Source organism: Lysinibacillus sp. JNUCC 51 (assembly GCF_015999525.1).
GTDB classification, from domain to species: domain Bacteria; phylum Bacillota; class Bacilli; order Bacillales_A; family Planococcaceae; genus Lysinibacillus; species Lysinibacillus xylanilyticus.
Genome location: NZ_CP065545.1, coordinates 1,357,172 through 1,378,054 on the forward strand (window position 1 = coordinate 1,357,172; position 20,883 = coordinate 1,378,054).

The 20,883-nt window shown below is 36.9% G+C and carries 22 protein-coding genes; 5 read left to right on the plus strand and 17 right to left on the minus strand.

What is annotated here, in order from left to right:
- Window positions 1–29 precede the first annotated feature (29 nt).
- The 8 genes from mraZ to JNUCC51_RS06930 form a co-directional block, all read right to left on the minus strand.
- A complete protein-coding gene (mraZ, locus tag JNUCC51_RS06895; RefSeq protein WP_049668334.1) occupies window positions 30–461 on the minus strand; it encodes a division/cell wall cluster transcriptional repressor MraZ in 432 nt (143 codons plus the stop codon).
- 253 nt (window positions 462–714) lie between these two features.
- On the minus strand, window positions 715–2,331 hold the full coding sequence (bshC, locus tag JNUCC51_RS06900) for a bacillithiol biosynthesis cysteine-adding enzyme BshC (RefSeq protein ID WP_337991377.1): 1,617 nt from the start codon (window positions 2,329–2,331) through the stop codon (window positions 715–717).
- Window positions 2,332–2,591: 260 nt separating this feature from the next.
- Entirely contained in the window at window positions 2,592–2,987 is a 396-nt protein-coding gene (locus tag JNUCC51_RS06905) for a DUF3397 domain-containing protein (RefSeq protein WP_337991378.1), read from the minus strand.
- Complete coding sequence (locus JNUCC51_RS06910; protein ID WP_337991379.1) at window positions 2,984–3,886, minus strand: ketopantoate reductase family protein; 903 nt, start codon at window positions 3,884–3,886, stop codon at window positions 2,984–2,986. Before JNUCC51_RS06910 ends, JNUCC51_RS06905 begins: the two co-directional genes overlap by 4 nt.
- 482 nt (window positions 3,887–4,368) lie before the next feature.
- Entirely contained in the window at window positions 4,369–4,746 is a 378-nt protein-coding gene (locus tag JNUCC51_RS06915; RefSeq protein WP_100545585.1) for a transcriptional regulator, read from the minus strand.
- A 110-nt stretch (window positions 4,747–4,856) separates the two neighbouring features.
- Window positions 4,857–5,624, minus strand: coding sequence for an enoyl-CoA hydratase/isomerase family protein (locus JNUCC51_RS06920; RefSeq protein ID WP_337991380.1), 768 nt, complete (start codon window positions 5,622–5,624; stop codon window positions 4,857–4,859).
- Between the two features lie 295 nt (window positions 5,625–5,919).
- Window positions 5,920–6,093, minus strand: a complete 174-nt coding sequence (gene rpmF / locus JNUCC51_RS06925; protein WP_010858320.1) for a 50S ribosomal protein L32 — start codon at window positions 6,091–6,093, stop codon at window positions 5,920–5,922.
- A gap of 24 nt (window positions 6,094–6,117) precedes the next feature.
- A complete protein-coding gene (locus JNUCC51_RS06930) occupies window positions 6,118–6,651 on the minus strand; it encodes a YceD family protein (protein WP_337991381.1) in 534 nt (177 codons plus the stop codon).
- A gap of 198 nt (window positions 6,652–6,849) precedes the next feature.
- Here JNUCC51_RS06930 and JNUCC51_RS06935 point away from each other — a divergent pair, with 198 nt between their 5' ends.
- Window positions 6,850–8,061, plus strand: coding sequence for a nucleotidyltransferase (locus tag JNUCC51_RS06935; RefSeq protein ID WP_337991382.1), 1,212 nt, complete (start codon window positions 6,850–6,852; stop codon window positions 8,059–8,061).
- A 633-nt stretch (window positions 8,062–8,694) separates the two neighbouring features.
- On the opposite strand, the gene JNUCC51_RS06940 is transcribed toward JNUCC51_RS06935, so the two are convergent.
- Complete coding sequence (locus tag JNUCC51_RS06940) at window positions 8,695–9,741, minus strand: SepM family pheromone-processing serine protease (RefSeq protein WP_337991383.1); 1,047 nt, start codon at window positions 9,739–9,741, stop codon at window positions 8,695–8,697.
- Window positions 9,742–9,860: 119 nt separating this feature from the next.
- On the opposite strand from JNUCC51_RS06940, the gene JNUCC51_RS06945 reads away from it, so the two are divergent.
- Entirely contained in the window at window positions 9,861–10,760 is a 900-nt protein-coding gene (locus JNUCC51_RS06945) for a hypothetical protein (protein ID WP_337991384.1), read from the plus strand.
- Between the two features lie 300 nt (window positions 10,761–11,060).
- On the opposite strand, the gene coaD is transcribed toward JNUCC51_RS06945, so the two are convergent.
- The 3 genes from coaD to JNUCC51_RS06960 all read right to left on the minus strand — a co-directional run bounded on the left by coaD (window position 11,061) and on the right by JNUCC51_RS06960 (window position 13,709).
- Complete coding sequence (gene coaD / locus JNUCC51_RS06950; RefSeq protein WP_337991385.1) at window positions 11,061–11,552, minus strand: pantetheine-phosphate adenylyltransferase; 492 nt, start codon at window positions 11,550–11,552, stop codon at window positions 11,061–11,063.
- Between the two features lie 47 nt (window positions 11,553–11,599).
- On the minus strand, window positions 11,600–12,160 hold the full coding sequence (gene rsmD, locus JNUCC51_RS06955; protein WP_337991386.1) for a 16S rRNA (guanine(966)-N(2))-methyltransferase RsmD: 561 nt from the start codon (window positions 12,158–12,160) through the stop codon (window positions 11,600–11,602).
- Between the two features lie 121 nt (window positions 12,161–12,281).
- Entirely contained in the window at window positions 12,282–13,709 is a 1,428-nt protein-coding gene (locus JNUCC51_RS06960; RefSeq protein ID WP_337991387.1) for an RNA polymerase II, read from the minus strand.
- A gap of 56 nt (window positions 13,710–13,765) precedes the next feature.
- Between JNUCC51_RS06960 and JNUCC51_RS06965 the strand changes: the two genes are divergently transcribed.
- Window positions 13,766–14,155, plus strand: coding sequence for a DUF7147 family protein (locus JNUCC51_RS06965; protein ID WP_049668321.1), 390 nt, complete (start codon window positions 13,766–13,768; stop codon window positions 14,153–14,155).
- Window positions 14,156–14,157: 2 nt separating this feature from the next.
- Here JNUCC51_RS06965 and JNUCC51_RS06970 read toward each other — a convergent pair whose 3' ends face one another.
- Entirely contained in the window at window positions 14,158–14,436 is a 279-nt protein-coding gene (locus JNUCC51_RS06970) for a YlbG family protein (RefSeq protein ID WP_049668320.1), read from the minus strand.
- A 250-nt stretch (window positions 14,437–14,686) separates the two neighbouring features.
- Between JNUCC51_RS06970 and JNUCC51_RS06975 the strand changes: the two genes are divergently transcribed.
- Window positions 14,687–15,586, plus strand: a complete 900-nt coding sequence (locus tag JNUCC51_RS06975; protein ID WP_337991388.1) for a glycerophosphodiester phosphodiesterase family protein — start codon at window positions 14,687–14,689, stop codon at window positions 15,584–15,586.
- A gap of 208 nt (window positions 15,587–15,794) precedes the next feature.
- On the opposite strand, the gene JNUCC51_RS06980 is transcribed toward JNUCC51_RS06975, so the two are convergent.
- Window positions 15,795–16,847 carry a tartrate dehydrogenase gene (locus JNUCC51_RS06980; protein ID WP_337991389.1) on the minus strand — a complete coding sequence of 351 codons (1,053 nt, stop codon included), beginning with the start codon at window positions 16,845–16,847 and terminating at the stop codon, window positions 15,795–15,797.
- Window positions 16,848–17,009: 162 nt separating this feature from the next.
- Window positions 17,010–17,456 (minus strand): YlbF/YmcA family competence regulator, encoded by a 447-nt coding sequence (locus tag JNUCC51_RS06985; RefSeq protein WP_337991390.1) that lies wholly within the window; start codon window positions 17,454–17,456, stop codon window positions 17,010–17,012.
- Between the two features lie 87 nt (window positions 17,457–17,543).
- Between JNUCC51_RS06985 and JNUCC51_RS06990 the strand changes: the two genes are divergently transcribed.
- Window positions 17,544–18,044, plus strand: coding sequence for a PaaI family thioesterase (locus JNUCC51_RS06990; protein WP_337991391.1), 501 nt, complete (start codon window positions 17,544–17,546; stop codon window positions 18,042–18,044).
- Here JNUCC51_RS06990 and JNUCC51_RS06995 read toward each other — a convergent pair.
- A complete protein-coding gene (locus JNUCC51_RS06995) occupies window positions 18,025–19,500 on the minus strand; it encodes a UDP-N-acetylmuramoyl-L-alanyl-D-glutamate--2,6-diaminopimelate ligase (protein WP_337991392.1) in 1,476 nt (491 codons plus the stop codon). The two genes, JNUCC51_RS06990 and JNUCC51_RS06995, sit on opposite strands and share 20 nt — an antisense overlap.
- A gap of 215 nt (window positions 19,501–19,715) precedes the next feature.
- Window positions 19,716–20,837, minus strand: a complete 1,122-nt coding sequence (locus JNUCC51_RS07000) for a CAP domain-containing protein (protein ID WP_337991393.1) — start codon at window positions 20,835–20,837, stop codon at window positions 19,716–19,718.
- Window positions 20,838–20,883: the final 46 nt, after the last annotated feature.

Below are 20,883 nucleotides of genomic sequence, written 5' to 3' on the forward strand. Positions count from 1 at the left end.
ACAGTTGACACTTAAGTGTCTAAAAAAAGTTAAAAATCAAAGCCAATCATATTTTCTGCAATTTCATTAAAGGATTGTTCCGACTCACTAAAGTAAGTTTCCCAAGCATCTTTCGCCCATATTTCAATTCGATTCGAAACTCCTAACACGATACATTCTTTCACAAGATGTGCATGCTGCATAAGAGTTGAAGGAATATTTATGCGCCCCTGCTTGTCAATCTCTACTTCCGTTGCTCCAGAAAAGAAAAACCTTGCAAAAGCACGTGTATCCTTTTTGGTCATCGGTAATCCCTTTAATTTTTCTTCGAGTTTTCGCCATTCATCCATAGGATAGCCAAATAAACAATTATCAAGTCCGCGTGTCACAACAAATGTTTCACCTAAGGCTTCACGAAATTTCGCGGGCACGATTAATCGTCCTTTCGCATCAACAGAGTGTTGATATTCTCCCATGAACATGCTATTCACCCCACTTTATTAAATAATGTACCACATCGCCCCACTTTCCTCCACTTTTTTTAAAAAAAACTTGACATTTTAACACTCAATGTGTGAATAGACCTTTAACGAAATATCGAATCCATGATAAATGACATAAAAAAAGAGCTATCCTTAGTAGGATAGCTCTCTATTTACTATTTAAGTCGTCATCGTTCATCAAATCAACATTATATTAAATCTTAAATTAGGCATAAAGTTACAAACATTGGAATTATAAATAAATTAAATAGTGGTGATTGCCAATGCTATAATTTTGTTTCAGCATTTCAGTAATTAGCATAGGTCCAAACTCATTGAAATATTGATAAGGATTATAAGTTCTTTCCTGGAATCCATCATTTGGATACAACTCATTTTGTAGCGTCATAAATTTTCGAATTGTCGTTTCATGCTTGTTAAGAACAGTTTGTTCAACCTTTTGCTGTAAATACTCAAATTGCTTTAAATGATTCTCTTTATTTTTCACAAGAATTTTATCTAGTAATAGATGTTGCTCTTCTAAATAAAGTTGAAGGGCTCCATACTTTTCTAAAAGCTCTTGTTGCATCACCTGAATTTGTCGTTTCGCTTCAGTATCCTGTATTTCATCAATAAACTGTTCTTTAAGCTGTAACGCTTTCCCATCCCAAACATCAGCAACATTTAAACGATATTCACGTAATAGTTGTTCTACATGACGTGTGACAATCGTGATATGAAGACGTGGAGCAAAAATAGGCATTTGTAAACCTAATACCGCAAATGCATCCTTCAATGTCGCCCAATATGCAAGCTCCCCTGGTCCACCAACAAACGCAAGCACAGGCAATGTCATTTCCTGCATTAGTGGACGCGTCACAACGTTATTACTTAACTGCTCAGGATGCTTTTCAGCAATTCTTAAAACCTCATCACGAGATAGCTTGATATTTGCAGCTAGATTGACAAATTGCTGATTTTTTCTTTCTAAAAGATGACGTTCCCCATCTTCTACATAGAATAAATTGGCCGCTTCGTTTGTTGCCAAAATAGGATTACCATAACCTGCACGCTCAAGCTCCGCTTCTTTTTCTGTCACCACTCTAGCAATTTCTTCATTTTTATGAATGATACGGGTAAATTTTTCACGCTCATATTGGCGGAATTTAAAGTCTGCTGCATCAATCATCAATAAACCTTCATCTTTAAACAAATGGTTCATAAGTTGCGCAAAGAATTCCGTAAACGTTTCACTCTTATTAAGAATATCCACTAATTGTTTCATTAGCATTTCAGTGAATTCTGTTTCACCTATATCCTTCGCAATCGTATTTATTAGTTGTGTCATAGACTCTTTGTTTATACTTGTTTCTGAAGCCATTGTTTTACGTCTTGAACGTTCACCGTAACCACGTTTTTTAATATCTTCACCACGCACTGTATACGTATGGTTAATTTCCTCTAAATCATGATCTTCACCAGCTATCCAAAAAACAGGAACGACCGGTCGCTGAAGTTTTACACTTTGCTCTTTCGCTAATGCAATGACCGAAATCGCCTTATGCACCGAGTAAAGAGGGCCAGTTAAGATACCCGCTTGTTGCCCACCGACAACCGCAACAGCTCCTTGCTCTAGTTGCTGCAAATGTTCATTAGCTTTCTTTGATAAACCGAGCGGCTCCATAAATTGACGTATGATGGCTGTTAATTCTTTTTGATCATATGCATGCTGATCTAAATATTGCGCTCGTTTTTCAAAAGATTTATCGTTATATTCATATTCAAAAAACTCATGGATCGCAGTATTCGACGACCAATAATCTGCTAGCAAACGATTTTTTATGGGTACTTGGATTGACTCCAGTTTCATTTAACACAAACTCCTCTACTCACTAAATCATCTTCTTACTCTTCATAAGCAAACTTGAAATAAAATAAATCCCTTTACCGATATCCTTAGACAGAACATTCCAAGAATCAGAAAAATATAATACGATTTTTGTCAGATACACAAACGTTGTCGTACATTGGAATTTTATTTAATTTTTTGCACATATAGAGTTATTAATAAAAAACAATATTTAATGCTTTTATTTTAACGCTTATGGCTTCAACATGAAAAGAAAATGCTTAGACAGCCTGTAAATATTCTATAACAGATTGAATAACACCTACTATACAAATAACAATATACGCCGTACTTAACACTAAAAATTGAAAGCGCCAAATTTTCTTAAGTAGCGATTTTACTTCAATTTCTTTTTTCGTTCGCCAATCAATATATGTAAAAATCATCGCCATCATTATCGCCAATGTTACTAACAACGCACTAACATTGACACTCCATAGTACACCAATTGCTAGTGGTACTGAAAAAAACAAACACAATGTTGTCAAGTCCGATGCCACTCCAAAAGCATGAGTACCTCGAATTTTAACCTTCCGACTAATTAAATAGACAATTACAAAAAGGAGGATTGGACAAAAAATAATGACACTTATAATTATATGTAAAAAATCTTTCAACGTCTTTCACCGCTCTCCTCTATCGCAAGTACTTGGTGATATAAAGTGCGTAAAGTAGGCAAATCATGACCATTTGCTAGTGCTTTTTTTAGTATCACTCCTACAATCGTGTCAATTTCACTTTTTCTACCATGTATCCGATCCGCTAGCATAGATGATGTATTACTTGCTGTTTTTTCACATAACTCTATTACTTTAAAAAAAGGTATGGCTTGTTCTATGCCTTCAAAAGCTTCCGTGAGTTCTTGATAGATAGTTTGCATTAATAAAAACGCTTGCTTATTCGTTACTAACTCACCATTCCTCACTTGCAATATAGTCGTTAATGGATTGATTAAGCAGTTAAATACCGCCTTTTCAAATAACATTTGTTCAGCATTAGCAACCAATTCAACTGGAAATAAAGAATTTTTTACTTGTAACAAATCGTTAAACGCACCACTGTTCCCTCGCTCTACCGCAATTTTACAAACACCTACACCTCTATGTTGCACGGTTGACTGATCTATCATTTGAGCACCAAATGACACGGAGCAAAAAGCAATATTTTTTTGCGGCAAACGCAGCGCTTCTTCGTAATGCGCTAAACCATTTTGCATAAACAACAACGAAACTGTACTTGGTAACGCAGATAATTGTCCATAAAGGTCTTGTAATTGACCGTACTTAACAGCAATTACAATTAAATCTTGTTGTGGTAACCCCTTTAATTTCGTAGTTGAAACAACTTTTTGTACAGTTTTCGCTCCATCAACATTCACTCGCGTTAAATACTTCGCGTTAAGTTCATCTGCTTGTCCCTGCCTTCTCGCAACCAACGTTACAGACATACCAGACTCAGCTAAAAAACTTGCTGTTAACTGACCTACAGCCCCTGCACCAATAATCGCTACATTCACAATACATCACACCTCCCTCATTTACAATGGACGACCTAACACAAGGGAACGCCCTCCTAAACAGTTCTACCGCAATTACATTTTAGCCGCAACCGACCATCATTAAATGACCCTTTTTGTCCCTTTCTACAGAAGGAGGTGCCTTAGAATAATCTCTAAGGCACCTCCTATGCAGGTTCTTTTATTATACAGGATTGACTAAGTGTTTACGATAATATAAAAACCGAAACTTTAATCAGTGGTTTTTTGCCCATTGATTATTAGTCTTCACCAATCGGGATTTTACAGACCATTAATCTCACACCAAACTTATTTGCTATCACTATTTCAAGGTAGGAGCTTTGTACCCAGCGCTTCGCTTTCGGTACAGATAAATAATCGTCGAAACACTCAGTGCGGCATTATGTTTTCGTTCAAGTTTACATTTTCTTTTCTAAGTTCTTCACTCTACAGCACTTTTAACTTTCGTCAGCTTCCTTATTTTAATCTTTCATTAAAGAATACCCTTGTTGCAACCATTTCACTAGTTTTTCATGCTCATTTTGTAATTCACGGTGTCTTACTTCGAGACTTTGATACGCTTCTGTTAATTCATCAAAACTTGTTAATGCCAGTTTCAAATGACTTCGCATAGATTGTTGCGGCTGATTTCGCACAGCTAGTAGTGACTGACTATATTGACTACGTAATGTTTTATTCCAACGGAAACCACATGCTTGTTTTGTACGACCTAGTTCAGTAGCAGCCATCTCAAAAGCTTCTAGCTGTGTTTTGCCATTTTGCACATTATGCAACACGATTTCTGCTAATCTTTCATCGTCTTCCTTTGTCCATTGATCTTTTCTTTTTTTCAATTCCATAATCTATCACCCTCGCATTTTTTACTACTATATGCATGGGCGAGCAAAATAGAATCATCGAATCAAAAAAGACAGTGACTATGTTTTGTTATAATCACTGCCGTTATACATTATTTATTGTTTTTCTTTGTTAGGAAATTAGCAACTGCCTCGTGGTGAGCTTTACTTTCCCACAATTTCGCACATGTACGAACTTCCTCCATAACACGTTCATACATATTACGCTCGCGCCACTTACGAAGCTCAATTTCTTTATAAGCCTTATGAACAGAAGGATGAATTTTACGCATATGTTCGATAAAATCATTCAATGCCGCTTCTTTTGAGCCTTCAAAAACGCGCATTGCCCAACCAATCTCATATAGTAATTCTGCTGGATAAGGCTTCGCATCGACTAGCATCTTCATCGCACGATCATGGCGTAATCCTCGTTCAAATAAGTATGTACCGCCTCCCCAGCCGCTCGTAATTGCTAATGTCCCCTGTATAAAACCACACTTCGCATGACTTGCCACTAGACGAAAATCACAAGCTGTTGCAATTTCACAGCCTCCACCAACCGCCGTTCCGTTAATTAACGCAATAGTTGGCACAGGCAATGTTGCAAGGTCGTATAATATTTCACCCATTTTACCCAACATCCCAAACGCCTCATCCTCTGTTTCAAGCGAATGGAATTCAGATAAATCGCCTCCCGAGCAAAATGATTTATCCCCTACACCCGTTACGACTAAAAAACGTACATCATCATGATTTCGAATATATGTAATGACTTCTTGTAACCCATCCATAACCTCGTCATTCACTGCATTGCGTTTTTCTTCTCGATTAATCGTAAACGTCATAATACCTTCTTTGTTATCAATTATATAAGCCATACCATTTCCCCCTTTGTCCCGATGGATAAATTGTATCACACAATTATTATAGCACTATATATTTTTTGTAATCGCCGAAAGATTCCGTCTTATCAATTATACCTCGGCATAATTGAGTCAGGAATCGGCTTTGTGCTTGCACAAAGAGCTCCCTTCCGATTCCTTGACATCCGCCGGAGGCTTTAACTTCTTTCAGCGGGTGTTTGGACACCCGCTGAAAGAAGTTAAAACCAACAAAAAGGCTAGTAAAGAGCCATGGTCTCTCTACTAGCCTTTTAAGTAAGCAAACACTGTATTATTTGCTAACTACTTCTTTACCTTTGTATTGTCCGCAAGCTTTGCAAACACGGTGTGATAATTTTGCTTCACCACAGTTTGGGCAAGCTACCATACCAGGTACAGATAGTTTGAAATGCGTACGACGCTTTCTTTTTGCAGTTTTAGAAGTTCTTCTAAATGGTACAGCCATTGATGGCACCTCCTTACAGATCGTCTATTCGTCTGTTTGATCAAAATACTTAGCTAAATTAGCAAGTCTTGGATCCACTTTTTTTTCGTCAGCTTTTTTGTGTAGTTGAACGTCTTCATCTGTTGCGTAAGACCAGTTTTTACCACCATGCACTTGCCCTTCGGTATTTTCCTTGAACACTTGCATAGGTACTTCAAGAAGCACTAACTCCTCAATAACCGGCTTCATGTCGATTACTTCACCATCAATATAGTGAATATCTCCGTCATCTTCCCCTCGTTTTTCCTCGTCAATCCAGTTGAAAACTTCAACTGTCTCAACTTCGATAGGAAACTCAACATCTTCCCACGTGCGTGCACATGGTAATGTTAACGTCGCTGCCACAGTTAGCTGACATGTCATTTGCGATGCACCGAAAGTACATAGCCCTTTTACATGAACGGGCGAAATTGCTCGAATATCCTGGTTTCGCTCCATCACCTCGTCCAGTTGGACATAGGCATCGATTGGCATCCCGTTTTGGCGGTATTTAGATAATTGATGAATTGACCATTTCATTCGTTTAATCACCTCGAGACAACACTGTTGATTATATAATGTGTAAAAATAGATGTCAAGATAATTTCTTGTCACCACAATAAAACCCACCTATAATTAAATATTATAAAAAGTGTATTTGCTCCAAACCGTTCTATATAAGAAAAAGGTGCCAAATAAGAACGAGAAGCAAATGATATTGATAAAGGGGGCTTAAATTTGCAAGCAGTCGGAATAGTTGTTGAATACAATCCTTTTCACAACGGACATGCCTATCATTTGGAACAGGCAAAAAAAGTAGCACAAGCGGATATTGTCATCGCAGTCATGAGTGGGGATTTTTTGCAGCGTGGTGAACCAGCCATGGTCGATAAATGGACACGCACAAAAATGGCTCTCGCAGGTGGTGTTGATATAGTTATTGAACTACCCTACGTTTATAGTACCGCACCGGCAACTGATTTTGCAAAAGGTGCAATTTCGTTACTATCTGCAATTGGTTGCGATTCTTTTGCCTTTGGAAGCGAAGATGGTTCCATACAACCCTTTATGAATACGTTTCAGCTCATTAATAGTCATCGCACTGAATATAACGCTCTCATTAAAGAAAGCCTTAAAACCGGTGCAAGCTATCCTAAAAGTCTACATTACGCCTATGAACAGCTTTCTCAAAAGTTCCCTGCAACATACATTGATTTGGGACAACCAAACAATATACTTGGTTTTCATTATATTGAAGCTGCTATAGCCCTTGGTAGTAACATTAAACCTTTAACGATCCCTCGCATTGTTGCAGGTTACCATGACGCTTTACAAGAAGGTGCAACCATTGCTAGTGCCACAGGAATACGTAAGGCTCTAGCAACAACCAACACTCTACAATGTGTGCAAGATTTTCTCCCTAAATCTTCGTTTGAGTATATAGCTGATTGGCATGGAACATATGGTGAATTTGCAAGTTGGGAAACTTTTTGGCCTTTTTTACAGTTTACACTTATTCGCCACACACCTCATGAACTTACACGCTATGCTGAAGTATCAGAAGGCATTGAGAATGCTCTAATTAAAGCAGCGAAAACGAGTTATTCATTCAGTAGCTTTATGGAGAAAATTAAATCAAAACGCTATACTTGGACGCGACTTCAACGTATGCTCACACACATTTATACTGGGTTTACAAAGGAACAGTTACAAAGCTTTGACGCCCCATCTAGTATACGTTTACTTGGTATGAGTAAGAAGGGACAAGCCTATTTAGGAATGCATAAAAAAGACATATCTTTACCTTTAATCAGTCGTGTTGCAGCTATTGATGACGCTATGCTTGCTGTAGATATTCATGCAGCAGAGGTATACAATTTAAGTGTAGAACACGGAACAAAAGAGTATAGTCTTCCTAAAGATTATCAAACCCCACCGATTCGTTTTTAAATAACGAAAAAGGATGCCAGAAATTCTTCTAGCATCCTTTTTTGCTGTTGAAAAACAATTATGTCAATGAAAATAGAGGCATCACATTATAGATCTCGGGCAAAGCGAAGGTCGAGCTCCGTTCGGGCATACAATGAGCCGCTTCGCTAAGCGGCAGGTCTCGGGCCAGGAGATGTTTTTTGCGCGAAAGCGAAGCCCTAATGTAGCGTCTGCGGCACGATGTTGGGCACTCAGTCGTTGCCCCTGGACGTTGCGTTCTTAGACCTGATTTCCTCTATAGCTGATGTTTGGACCGCTGAAAGAAGTTTAATTTTTATCGATAAACATTCACGTTTTATCAACCAACTTAATTTTATCGACTAACTTTTGAATTTTATCCGCTAACTTTTGAATTTTATCGACTAACTTTCATGTTTTATCAACCAACTTTTAAGTTTTGTTCGACATCCACCTTCCAAAGAGCAAAAAAAGGATCCATACACAAAACTATGTATGAATCCTTTTACTTTGTTATATCGCCTAGGATATCACCCTAATTATTAGGGTGTTTTTTCCTGCGAAAGCGCGGTTGAAGGGATTCGACGCTCGCTACAGGAAAGCAACGGGAATCACCCCACGTTACGATGATAAAACTTATTTCGGCTGTAACTGTTTTAAATATTTGATTGCATCATCAACAGTTTTAACCGGAACTATTTTCATTTTTGTTCCAATATCTTTAGCAGTCTTTACAGCTGTAGCATAATTTGATTCCAGTTCAGGATATTTAGCTTTCATTTCTGGAGTAATTTCATCATCTGGTGCAAAAAAGATTTCCATACCATCGCGATCAGCAGCAATGACTTTATAGTCTATTCCACCAATTCTTCCAACAGAGCCATCAACAAGCATTTCTCCTGTCCCTGCAATAGCATAGCCTTTCGTTAAATCTTCTTCGAGAAGTTGGTCTAAAATTTCTAAGGTAAACATTAGCCCAGCAGACGGACCTCCGATATCCTCAGTTTTCATAGACACATTCGGATTTGTTTCAATAGATTTACTTTCAGTATAAGTAATACCTAACCCTGCCCTTTTCTCTTCTGATTTAGGGATTTCCTTTAAGGTAATCGTTACTTCTTGTTCTTTTGTATCACGTATAAATTTAATTGTCACCTTATCTCCAAGTTGCTTCGGCTTTAAAAGATCAACCAGCATTTGTTGGTCTTTAATTTGTTGTCCATCAACTTCAATAATTTCATCACCAGCTTTTAATAAATTATCTGAAGCACCACCTTCTAGGACATTTAATATAAAAACACCGTTAAACAGAATTTTTGTTTGAAGGCCAGCCCTCTGAAAAGCAACATACTTTGCATTAAATTGAGAATCAGACATTAATTTAAACTGTCGAACATTATATTCCTCTTCGTTCTCTAATGGATTTCGAACTTGGTCAATATCCATTAGTTTTTGATATTTTTGAGTCTTTGCCCATAGATATGAAAAGGGCGTAGCTTGCTGCATAGCCACCGTCATTAGACTTAGGGATCCTTTATCATCGGTGTGGCTATTTTCTACGTTAACAAATTTACTAACATCATAAGCACTTCCTGGCTTCATGATATAAGCGTCTAATCGGTACAACATTAAAAAACAAATCACGAATAATAACACTGCATAAATACTAATTTTTTTCTTCAAAGAAAAAGCACCTCCTAGGACGCTCGCAAAACCATACGTTCATGTTTTTGCCTTTTTTACATATATTGATTTTAGCATTTGCCTATGTGAATGACAAAAAGTTGAAACGAGATGATAACATGTATGCGATAATTCAAATAGCGATTTGCATAGTTCTTATTCTATTACTCTTGTTATTCCCACAAACTGCTCATAACGGTACTGATTTAGGTTTAAATCTTTTTATGGAGGCCCTTTTCCCGTATTTATTACCCTACCTTATTTTAACGCAGTGGCTTCTCCGTTTAACAGCTCCTATGCGAACGAAAACAAAAAGAGCTTCTTTATACGTACAAGCCTACATTATTAGCGCACTCGGGGGGTATCCATCTGGAGCAACAACAATTGTTTACTTAAAAAACAGCGGGCAACTACATCCCAAAGAAGCAAATTTTTTATTAGCCGTATGTCACGCGCCTAGCCCTCTTTTCGTGCTAGGCTTTGTAAGCCTTGATTTATTAAACAGTAATACGTTCGGATGGATGTTTTTATGTTTACTACATAGTTTTAATATTTGTTGTTTAATAACTGGTTACTTCTTATTTCGTAAAACGGATCCTCCTAGCATTTCCATACACAATACGCCTTTGCATACAGCACCATTTTCTGAAAGTATTAAAGAAACAGCACCGACAATACTATTAGTTGGAACTACAATAATTTTTTTCACTACCATCCAAACGATTGTCCAACAAGGCTTAGATTCACTATTGCCTAATCTTCCCTATACAGCTGAGCTTTCCATAGCCGCAATTCTTGAAGTTACAAATGGTCTTAAAATGACCGTCTCAGCTTTTCCTAATCTTCCATATTTACCGTTACTAGTTGTTATGTTGTTAACAATGCAAAGCATAAGCATCCACTTACAAATTTTCGTAATTGCGAAATCAGCCAAGCTTTCCGTTCGACCATATCTAAAATTCCGCCTACTTAGCATAATCATTGTACCCACTATTTATGCTCTTTTTTTCTTAAAATAAATAATCACCTTTAGAGTCAAGATACGGTTAAGCATTTTATGTAGTATGAAGCGAAAAGACTGGATTTAGGAGTAAGCATAGCAGAGGATTTCAATCAATTTCCTTCTCCTATAACTTTCCTCAGATGTAACCACAAAAATAGCAGAAAATATTATGATAATTCTTAAATCCATTTTTTGTCAAATTAATAAAGCCATGACAAAATTCCACATCAAAAAGGCGCGAGAAATCTATATTTCTAAAATTGATTTCTCGCGCTTTTTTTAGGCTTTGATCAGTATTGCACCTAGCCTCTATTTTTTATTTGTTAAAACCATACTTTTCTTTTAAAGCTTCTACAACACAAGTAGGAACAAGCTCGCTAACATCACTACCGTATTTCGCTACCTCTTTAACAATGCTTGAGCTTAAGAATGAGTATTGATTTTTTGTCATGATGAAAAACGTTTCAATCGTTTCATCAAGAAAACGGTTCATCGAAGTAATTTGCATTTCGTATTCAAAATCCGAAACAGCACGTAAACCACGAACAATCGCTTTTGCTTTTTTTTCCTTGGCATAGTCTATTAATAGCCCCGATGAACTTTCAATACGTACATTAGGCAATGTTTTAGTAACTTCCGCCATTAAAGCCATACGCTCTTCTACCGAAAATAACGGTTGCTTGGATGAATTATTTAAAACAGCAACATAAACTGTGTCAAATACATCTGCCGCCCGTTTAATAATATCTAAGTGACCAAATGTCACCGGATCAAAACTTCCAGGAACTACAGCAATTTTCTCTGACAACTTATTCTCCCTCTTCCTCTATGCAACGATTAATTTTCAGAGGGTGTTTAGACACCCTCTGAATGAAGATAAACGGATATAATCGTTCCGCCATATGTTTCTTGTCTTTTTAATACAAAGTCCCCAAATCTCTGTGGTAATTCTACTTCTTTTGCATGCTCACATAAAATAATGCCATCATGTTGAATTTTATTATTGTCGACAAGAACCTGCACTAAGTCATAATATTCTTTGTGATGATATGGTGGATCTAAAAATACTAATTTAAACGTAATATCACGTTTTAATAACGCTTTCACAGCACGCTTTGCATCTATACGAAAAAGCTCAGAGTAATCCTCGTAACGACATTTTTTTATGTTTTCCTGTAGTACTTGGAACGCCTTTGCATCCTTTTCAATAAAAACGGCGTGCTCTGCCCCTCTACTTAAAGATTCGATACCTAAGCCACCGCTCCCTGCAAATAAATCGAGCGCTACCCCTCCATCAAAAAATGGACCAATAATATTAAATATAGATTCCTTAACTTTATCAGTTGTAGGTCTCGTCGTGTTCCCTGCAATTGCCTTTAAAGGCATCCCTTTACGTTCTCCTGCTACAACTCTCATAGGCAAATCACCGTGCTTTCTTTTTCCATAAATCAATTGCGCATTGGCGTAATTGTTGTTGCTGTTGTTTGAAGATAAAAGCATTTTTGCAGCGAAAGACGAACCTCCGCTGCAAAAAAATTCATTCTTGTTCTTGTGTTAACTTCTTAATATTGATACGACCATCACTTTTTTGTAATTCTACTAAAAATAATCGTTGTAGCCAAGCTTCTTCAACATAATAATTATTGGCAATTTTAATAATCGGTTCTGAAATTGTCGAATATCTACGTTGATTAAATACATAAAAACCAGGTTCTTTTGGGAATCGGAAGGTGCGATTATCGCTATTGATATAATATCCATTTTTACCTTCACCAGCAGTGTAGCCTAGATAAGGTAACAATTTATCAGCATTATATAATACTTGCCCTTCATAAAGTATTACATGAACATCTTCTCTCACAACGTCATTCACGTAAACACTTCGTTCATCCTCAAATAATAGTGGATATGTGCCATTTTCTTGGGCAGCATTCAACTTAAAATAGGACGTTTTTGCATTTAATACCTCAGATAAAAGATCGTCCATTGATGCAGGAGAAATCGGCTCTTCCCCAAGTTTATTCAAAGCTTCCTGCCATGCCGCATCCTGAGTAGTTGTCATATATTCTTTTAGCGTCTTCACGATTTTCTTTGCTTTATCTGAGCCAATCGTATCGTTCACTAAATAAGATGCCACCACTTCCGGCAACCATGTTGGTGAATCTTTAAACTCATATTGCGACTTTATTTGCGACAGTATAACTTCCTGTTCAACAGCTTGTTCAGTTAACTCTGGTAAAAATAATAGTCGGTCATCATGTTCTTTCACCGGATTCTTTTCTTGAATAATAGCAATATGTTGATCATTCAAAAATTTAAAATTCTCCAATGATTTCAAGAAATCCTTCGAAATAGCTCCCGAGGCATAAATAGATAACACAGGAGTTTGCTCTTGTGCTGTTAAATTACCCGTTTGCCAATAAATATCACGAACTGTACCATACCCACTAAACATTGTATAGTTAACAAGTGATAGTTTTTGCTGACCTACTAAAGGCAAGCCCGTTATCCACTGACCAACAATTTTACTATCAGTTGAAATATGTACAACAGAATAAGATGATTCACCATTCGTTAATGTGGCGAAAACATTTTGGATGAGCATTTTATCTTTTAAGCCACCCTTAATCGGAATTATGTATGAAACAGATTGTGATTTAGTCTCTCCTTTATTAAAATATGAGACTTCTTTTGATAAACGATCACAGCTTTTTTCGTTGTCGATAAAGCAACTTGGATTCACCGCATTTTCCGGCCACTTTATCTCCACTTTTTGGTTGGGTAAATTTTTAAAATGTTGACGAATATCCAAGCTATTTTCTCGATAGACAATTTCTATCTCTTGTGAATAATGGAATTCGCCATTGCCTGTTTCTAAGTCAGACGAATAAGCATGGTATTGAAAAAATAACGTTCCGGTAATGATTAGTGCTAGAATAGAAAAAAAACTCATTGCAAATTTCATGTGCTTGACCTCCCGCAGCATGATACTATGTGTATTGGAAAGGATGTGCAGTTTTTATGCCACAACAATTTATAGAATTAGGTGAGGGCTATGGTGATGTTTATGAGCTACTTGAAATCGTGAGAACCAATCAAGATCGCTTCCACCAAGCCTTTATACTAACATCCACTAAAGAAGAAAAAAAGGTTGCCTCTTTAGCAGTCGCTTTAAAACCAGTCGGTGAAAGTAAATTTATGCCGATTTATATTTGTCGAGAAGGCATCCCTTTTAATGAAGAGCAGCCTTCACAGCGACAAAAATTGTTTGAAGAAAGTATTAAACGACTAGATAGAAAAGCGGTTGTTGTAGAAATAAAGCACTCTTCTATATTTTCGGAATCAAAACTATTTTATCAATACTTAATTGGAATAATGAGACTTCATCACTATATTCCAGCGTTGACATAATATTATAGACCCGCTTTATAGTCATAGTCATATTCTTTCGCTTTATCTGGTTTTGCATTTTCATACTCAGTTTTTACAAATGGACGATAAGACTTTACAACGTCTTTCACGAATGGAAGGCGTTGTAGTTTTGTTGTCATTGATTCAATTTCCTCTCGCTCGCAATAAATCACTACATATTTTTGCCTCCGAGAAATATAAAGAACATGACCATACTTTCGAAGAGACTTCGCATGTTTTAATTGATGGACGTAAACGATTAGTCCTTGGCGTTCGTTCATATTATTCCCCTCATTTCTTACATAAAAGAATACCATAGACCGGAAAATGATAGCAACAGAGTTTAGCTGACAGAACGCTCAATTTTCCGTTATAATGGAAAAGCATACAACGTTAACTAAGAGTTTTACATTCACTTATGCAAGCTATAGAATACTAATTTTAGTTAGAACTTTTTGTTTACTAACTGAAAATTAAAGAGTGAAATTGCCGGTACTATTTATATTAATTTAATTGTTAAGGAGGACGAATATGGGTAAGAAAACAAAGATTGCGCTTGCAATCGCAGCGGCAAGTGCAGCTGCTTGGGCAGGTAGTAAAGCTATTTCTAAACCTCAACAGCGAGAAGGTAAACAAGCATTACAATATGATCACCCAATTATTCTCGCACATCGTGGCGGTGCTCATTTAGCACCTGAGCATACAATGCCTGCTTTTGAAAAAGCCGCACAGTTAGGTGTTGACGGCTTTGAAATAGATATTCGCTTAACCAAAGATGAGGAAATTATCGTTTTCCACAATGATACTGTTGATCGTACAACAGATGGCTATGGACTTGTTGCAGACATGACTTTAGCAGAAATAAATGCATTAAATCACGGTTATCAATTTGAAGATTTAGATGGGGAATTCCCTTATCGAGATGAAAAAGTAGACGTTGTCACATTACGTGAATTACTAGAAACTTATCCGAACATGTTGGTAAACATTGATATTAAAGATGCACCAGATACGTATGAAGGAAGTTTAATGCCATCTAAACTATGGCGTTTAATTGAAGAACTTGGGGCTGAGAATCGAGTAGTTGTCACTAGCTTTTATGGTGAACAAATCGATCGCTTTAATTTATATGCGCAAAATCAAGTAGCACTCGGTGCAGGTGAATCAGATGTTCGTAAAGCATTTGCTTCTTTCTCAAGCCAATTTGGACACTTATATCATCCAAAGGTAGACGTATTCCAGTTACCACCTAAATTAGGAGTAATCACACTTGATTCCCCAAAATTTATCCAGTTTTTGAATAATTTAAACATCCCTGTTCATTATTGGACTATCAATGACGTAGCAACAATGAACAAATTAATTCACAACGGTGCAAAAGGTATTATTACAGATCGACCTGATATTGCTGTAGAATTACTACAAAAATAAGAATAATGGAATGGAGCCTAATCTCCATTTTACACATTGATTGGTAAGGGCCTTCTACTAACAGCCCTTACCTTTTGTTTTTATATTTTATAATTTCTCTACCAATAAAATTAGCAGGTACCTCAGCGGATGTTTGGACGTTTAACCGCATTCACATCACCATCTATAGAGGTGGGAGACTTTCGTAGAGAGAAGTTAAAATTTCGCATTATTGTAAATGACGTAATACCGCATCTGTTACATCACGTAATGTCGCTTTTCCTCCCAAATCGCCTGTTTTAATACCTTCTGCTAATGTTGCTTCTATCGCATTTAGCACTTTTGTACCAAGCTCATGATAGCCTAAGAAATCAAGCATCATTTTACCTGTCCAAATTTGCCCAAGTGGATTTGCTATCCCTTGTCCTGCAATATCAGGAGCAGAGCCATGGACTGGTTCAAACATTGATGGGTATTGTCGTTCTATATTTAAATTTGCAGCTGGGGCAATTCCGATACTCCCCATAATTGCACCACCTAAGTCGGTTAAAATATCCCCAAATAAATTTGACGCAACAATGACATCAAAGTTTTCTGGTTTCATCACTAAAAAGGCAGCTAAAGCATCAATATGATTAGATACTTGTTCTATATCCTCATAATCTCTACCAACTTCTGAAAATACTTCATCCCAAAAAGGCATACTGTACGTTATTCCATTAGATTTTGTGGCACTTGTAACATGCTGGCGTCGAGTTTTTGCCATTTCAAATGCATAGCGCATTGCACGTTCTGTTCCCTTCCTTGTAAAAATAGCATTTTGAATAGCAACCTCATCCTGCCCACTATGTATTCTGCCACCACTCTCAGCATATTCTCCCTCTGAGTTTTCACGTACAACAACAAAATCAAAGCCATTTGGGTTACGTAAAGGTGAGGGCAAACCTTGAAGTAGCTTTGCTGGACGCACATTAATAGATTGCTTCATCTCACGGCGGATTTTAATAAGTAGTCCCCATAATGAAATGTGATCTGGTACTAAATCTGGCATGCCTACAGCACCTAAAAAGATTTGATCATAACCTTTTAAAATTTCAATACCATTATCAGGCATCATTTTACCTGTCTCTAAATAATAATCACAACCCCACGGGAATTCTGTCCATTCAAATTCAAAGTTGCCATCTAATTGAGCGACTTTATTAAGAACTTCTATCGCCGCTGGTACTACCTCTTTACCAATCCCATCTCCTGGTATAACAGCAATTCGATAAGTCTTCATTTGTTAATCCTCCTTTAATTTCTATAACGCCTATGCAATTACTATACAATTTTTCCTCAGTAATAACACCCTGAGGTTTATTGCTGTCGTTAGCACAGTAAAAAAAGACTGTATAGAAACTCATCCGAGTTTGCATACAGTCTAAAAAAAGTATTACCTTGTTTATGCAGAGCAAGAGCAAGAACCGCCTGAGCCACATCCTCCACCACATGAAGAACCTGATGCAAAGAATGGATTACTTACAGGAACTTTTACCGCTTCTGAAACAGTTTTCCCTATAAGTAAGCTTATTTGATCAAGTAAATCTTGAAAATCGTTCTCAGCAATTCTTAAAGCTGAAACCTTTTCATTTAAATCGAGTGCGCGCTTTTGCTGACGAATCGATTTCATTATTGTATGATAGTCCGGATGATATTTTCCGAAACGTTGTACATCTTCGTACTGCTCTTTCATGCGATTAAATGCAAAAATAGCTTCGACTATTTGAACATCGCTATATACAGCATCATATGCTTGCTGTAGCATTTTCGCAGGCTCAGAGGAAACAATCATCTTACAAAGCTCATCTGCCTCATCCAAAATGATTGCCCAGTCAGAGGTCATCATCATTTTTAATTCCCCCAATCTCTCTCCCATCATAACAGATTTTATGGTAATTTTACATTATTGATATTTTTAAATGAAGGAGTTTTTTAATTGGTACCATCGTCTAAAGAAGAAATAGAACAATTACTTGCAGAGATTTTACAACATAGTACAGTTGAAGATGAGGAAGTTTTACTACATTTATTGTCTGGCCTTCGCGATAAACAACAAGGTATACATCGACGTTATATTAATGCTGCCTTACACATGGTTGGCAAATTTGAGCCTGAAGTTAGTGAAGTTCGTATCCCCATTACACCAGTTATCCATAATACCATTAAGGTACCACACGGAGGAATTATTGCAACAATCGCGGATGCAGCAATGGGAGGACTTGCTTCGCGTTCAGTACCAGAAGGCTTTAATGTTGTCACAACAAATATGAATATCTCTTATATTGCTACAACAACCAACAAAGAACTCATTGCTCGTGGACGTTTCGTGCATAAAGGGCGTCAGACACTTGTGATGGAATGTGATATCGAGGATGAGACTGGACGAAAACTTGCTATTGCAACTGCTTCTTTCTTTGTCATTCAACGCCGTCCTTAGACATAAGATTTAAAAAGTAATCTCGAATACATTGTTGATCGGAAAAAGGGAATTTTTGATTTTTTATTTGTTGGGTCTGTTCATGCCCTTTTCCGGCAACAAGAACAATATCACCTTTTTCCGCCTTCGCTAATGCTTGATGAATTGCAACTTTACGATCTAGATAGATTTCATAATATTGCTGCTCAGTAAAACCAGCAATTATACTTTCATTAATTAAAATCGGATCTTCATCACGAGGATTATCAGTTGTTAAAAAAATTACATTCGCATACTTACTGGCTACTGCTCCCATTGCAAAACGTTTCGCCTTATCTCGATTTCCTCCACAGCTAAATACAAGGTAAAGGTTTTTCGAGCGATCAAAGGTTTGCAGAACAGCCTGTAATGCCTCTGCAGTATGTGCGTAGTCTACGTACACATCAATACCAAATGAATTGTCTATTTTCTCAAGTCTTCCTTCTGGTAGCTTTAATAACCACATATGCTCCGCTATCTCTTCAATTGAGAAACCTAAGCGCCATAAAGTCATCAATGCAGCTACAGCATTTTGTACATGATACTTACCAACAAAAGGAATTTCTACAATATGCTCACTCGATGACGTTTGTAAACAAATTACTGTTTTCCCCAATGATTCACTGACAATTTGGATATGTAAATCATTATGATTATCAAAGCCAAATGAGCAGGATTTTTTCTTATCATATATACCTACGGAACGGCAAAAATTATCATCTCCATTTAGCACTAGCTTTTTCGATAAATCTGCCAATCTTTTTTTCGCACGCTTATATGCCTCAAGTCCTCCGTGATCTTCTAAATGGTCCTCGGATAAATTTAAAAAAACGCCACAATCGATATCACAATGATCAAGTCTATTTTGCTGTAATCCCATTGATGAAGCTTCTAATACAACATGTGTAACACCTTTTCGTACACATTGCTTTAAAATAGGATGTAACTCTTTTGCCTGTAATGTAGTTAATTGCTCATACACTGTTTGTTGTTTCTGCTCGTTGATGAAAAATCCTACAGTTCCAATAACTGCAACATTTTTATGTAGGGCTCTTAATAATTGGCTCACAAAATGACTCACTGTTGTTTTACCATTTGTACCTGTAATCGCAATGACTGTTAATGCTTCTGCGGGAAATGCTGAAAGCTTTGCACTCGCATACGATAAAAATAGAGATGTATTCGGAACCCAAACAAAAGGAATACTTTGATCGGTAATAGGCATTGAAATACTTTCCTCTGATACTACAGCGACAGCTCCCCGAGCTAATGCTTCTTTTACAAAACGACTTCCCGATGTTTTCTTACCCTTACGTACAATAAAAATATCCCCAGGTTTAACTGCCTGAGCATAATCCTCGACGCCTGTAATAGTTGTGCGTATAGATCCCCCGGTTACACTACATGGCCAGTCTTTTAATAGCTCAGCTAATTGCAAGCTTCATTCCCCCTTTCGGTTCTCTATCATATGACGGCGTATGTAACGGTGTGACGAAAAATGCAGGAGGTTATTGTGCTTATCTTTTTGTATCAATTATGCCTATGCCTCGGCATAATGTAGCTGTCGCTACCAAAACACTTGGGAGTTAAAAATGAAAAAGACTGAAGATACACTTGATTTCGCCAAGTTTATCTTCAGTCTTAAATTTCTATTTATTTTGATGATTCATCAATATTTTCTACCGGCTCCTCAGAGTCTTTATTCTCACTATCCTGCTCCTGAGAAGAAGATTCTAAAAATATTTGCGTATAATAGTTTAAAAATACTCCAGATCCCACTGTCGTATATTTTTCATTTAAAATGACATTTCGATGCTCAGGTGAATTAAGCCAGCCATGCATAGCTTCGATCGCATCAAAATAATCGGTCGCAAGATTTTCATTCGCCTCATTATATTCGATTCCCTGTGTTTCTAATCTCTTTTTTAAATCTCCATTTGTTGGTGATTCATGAGCAAGGAAATTATGAATCTTCATATCTTCACTATGCACTTTTGCAACTTCCTCTAATGATTCATCAATCTTTAATGGAGTTAAATCATGTTGAAATCTTGTTACATTTATTAAATCGTCAAGCTGTTTAGCACTTGCTGCATTAATTTCCTGCTGTAAAAATGAAGATGGTGGTGTTGGTATAACTAGCTCACCTTGATATGTCATTTCATACGGTTGATGGAGAACAAGAGTTTTACTATTAGTAAAGCGTATTCCTTGTAGCTCACCCGTTTCTCTATCTATATAAAGTTGCGCAAAAATCCCATCAAATTTTACTAGCAGTCGTGTCTGCATATCTTCCTCACTCATCGAGAAAACGAAAATATTTTTACCGACATTCGCTGTTACTTCATAATCAATAATTGTCATTCGGTATATATCATCGCGCTTCTGACCAACCTTAAAAGGAGAAGCATCTAAATCTTCACCAGCAATGTAAACTTGTGTCACAATATTATTGTCAACACCTACCATAAAAAACTTGGAGGAATCAGAATTATAAACCCACCATTCATATCCAAATGAGGAAGGTTCCTTACGTACTGGTTCACCATATTTCTCCAAAACTACCTTAGCTTCTTGACCGATTAATGTCGACATCCCGTTTTTTGGACGTGTCGTTGCTCCCATTTCAGGCTGCTTTAATTCGTTTTTGGGAATAATATTTGAATTAGCATTCGGGCCTTTTAGTGGCTCATTTTCACGCGGTGTATTAAAAAACATAAAGCCAATCAACGCAATTGCACCACATACCATAAAAATGCGAAATAAAGCTTTCATAGATGACTCCTTCTTATCACATTATTCTATTTATTATATCAATTGT